Below are 1,908 nucleotides of genomic sequence, written 5' to 3' on the forward strand. Positions count from 1 at the left end.
GGTGCGACGGGGCTACTCCACCTCGGTCAGCCGCCCGGTCGCGACGTCGAACACGAAGCCGCCGACCGCGTCGGTGTGCGGGACGAACGGGTTCGCCCGGATCCGGGCGACCGACTGGCGGACATCGGCGTCGAGGTCGTCGAACGCCTCGGCGGCCCACTCCGGCTTGATGCCGGTCTCGTCGCGGATCGAGGCCTTGAACGCGTCGTCGGTGAAGGTCAGCATCCCGCAGTCGGTGTGGTGGATGAGGATGATCTCCTCGGTCCCCAGCAGCCGCTGGCTGATCGTCAACGAGCGGATCTCGTCGTCGGTGACGACACCGCCGGCGTTGCGGATGACGTGGGCGTCGCCCTCGGCCAGGCCGAGGATGCGGTACACGTCGAGCCGGGCGTCCATGCAGGCGACCACCGCGATCTTGCGGGCGGGTGGCAGCGGCAGCGGGCCGGAGAAGCTCTCGGCGTAGCGGGCGTTGTTCTCGAGCAGTTCGTCGGTGACGGACACGGGGTCCTCCGGAATGGACGGTCGGTGGCGCGGGCGTCGTACCCGCACACGGGGCACGGGGCGGCCACGCGGCGACCCCTCGGGGTCGCTACGCGGCCCACCGACACAGCTCGTCGAACGCCACGACACGCCGGCCCGGCCAGAACGGCTCCAGCAGGGTGCGCATCACCGCATGATTCGATCGCGATACCCGGTCAGGAGCAAGGAACCGTCCACCGGGTGGGCGTGCGGCGGGGCGTGTCCGGACACGCCCCGCACCGGCTCACTCCGGCCCGGTGAAGAACTCCAGGGCGATGTTGTCCGGGTCGCGGAAGGAGACGCCGCTGCCGTAGTGCGCCTTCTTGACGCCCTCGTGGGCGATCCCGAGCTCGGTCAGCTTCTGCGCCCACTGCTCCAGCTCGGCGTGCGAGCCGACCGCGAAGCCGACGTGGTCGAGGCCGGTGCGCTCCTCGTCGAACGGCTCGCCGGACTCGCGGCCCTGGTGGGTGTGCAGACCGAACAGCATCCCGCCGTCGAGGGCGAAGACGGTGTGGTGGAAGCGGCCGCCCTCCTCGTCCTCGTCCAGGACGGGCTCGGTGCCGAACAGTGCCGCGTACCAGCGCGTGCTGCGTTCGAGATCGCTGACGGTCAGGGCGACGTGCTGCAGACCGGGGAAGGCCACGGTGTCCCTCGCTTCGTTGCGTGCGGGTGTCCGCATGTGTCTATCAGCCGGACGCGGCCGTGGGCCCCCTCCGACCGGAGGGTGGTCACGGTGCCGGGAGGGCCGGGTACCCGACCGGGGTCCGGTCGCCCTCCCAGCCCCAGCGGCGCACCGGGACCGAGGTGACGTCGTAGGCGTCGACGGCGAGGTCGGTGTCGATCCGGGTGACCGAGCCCCAGTCGGCCTGGTCCGGGTCGTCGGCGGTGTCGATCCGGGTCGCGACGACCTGCTCGGTGGTGGTGCGGCGCATCGCCGCGAAGCTTCCCCCGGCGACGTCGGCGAACGACACGTCCACGGCGAACCCCAGCGACGACGGGCCCAGCACCAGGTAGCGCGGGGTCTGCACGAGCCCGGCCCGGACGGCGGGCAGGTCGCGCAGGCAGGGCGCCGACCAGAGGATCGACCAGTCGACGTAGACCGGGCCGTCGGCGTCGCGCAGCATCGGCACCACCGGCGCCGGGGTGAGCATCCGCGGGGCGGCCGCGGCCACCCAGCCGCCCGGCCCGACGGCGGTGTCGACGGCGTGCACCCGCACCCGGTCGACGTCCGCCGGGAACGCGGAGACGGGCACCCGCACGGTGCGCCAGCCCGGCCGGTCCAGCGGCACGGCCTCCTGCACCCGCTCGGTGGGGTAGGTGCCGCGGGCACCGGTCGCGGTGTCGTCGAGCGACACGCGCCCGTCCGGGCCCGGCGACCCGGCGCGGGCG

Annotated in this window: 3 protein-coding genes; all 3 read right to left on the reverse strand. The window is 73.4% G+C overall.

Translation table 11 applies throughout. From position 1 onward, the window contains the following. Positions 1 to 12 precede the first annotated feature (12 nt). Positions 13 to 501: a carbonic anhydrase gene (locus GTW08_RS08620; RefSeq protein WP_161151738.1), complete on the reverse strand. Its 489-nt coding sequence runs from the start codon at positions 499 to 501 to the stop codon at positions 13 to 15. Positions 502 to 763: 262 nt separating this feature from the next. Beyond that, the gene (locus tag GTW08_RS08625) at positions 764 to 1,198 is read right to left on the reverse strand and encodes a VOC family protein (protein ID WP_073574340.1); all 435 of its coding nucleotides are present in this window, start codon (positions 1,196 to 1,198) and stop codon (positions 764 to 766) included. A 49-nt stretch (positions 1,199 to 1,247) separates the two neighbouring features. Then, on the reverse strand, positions 1,248 to 1,908 hold a 661-nt coding region (locus GTW08_RS08630; RefSeq protein WP_202416762.1), incomplete at its 5' end, for an arabinosyltransferase C-terminal domain-containing protein.

The organism is Pseudonocardia sp. SID8383 (assembly GCF_009864975.1).
Taxonomy (GTDB): Bacteria; Actinomycetota; Actinomycetes; order Mycobacteriales; family Pseudonocardiaceae; genus Pseudonocardia; species Pseudonocardia alni.

Excerpts from the sequence above, each read along its gene's own strand:
- GTW08_RS08625 (WP_073574340.1), bottom strand. The coding sequence starts at position 1,198 with ATGCGGACACCCGCACGCAACGAAGCGAGGGACACCGTGGCCTTCCCC.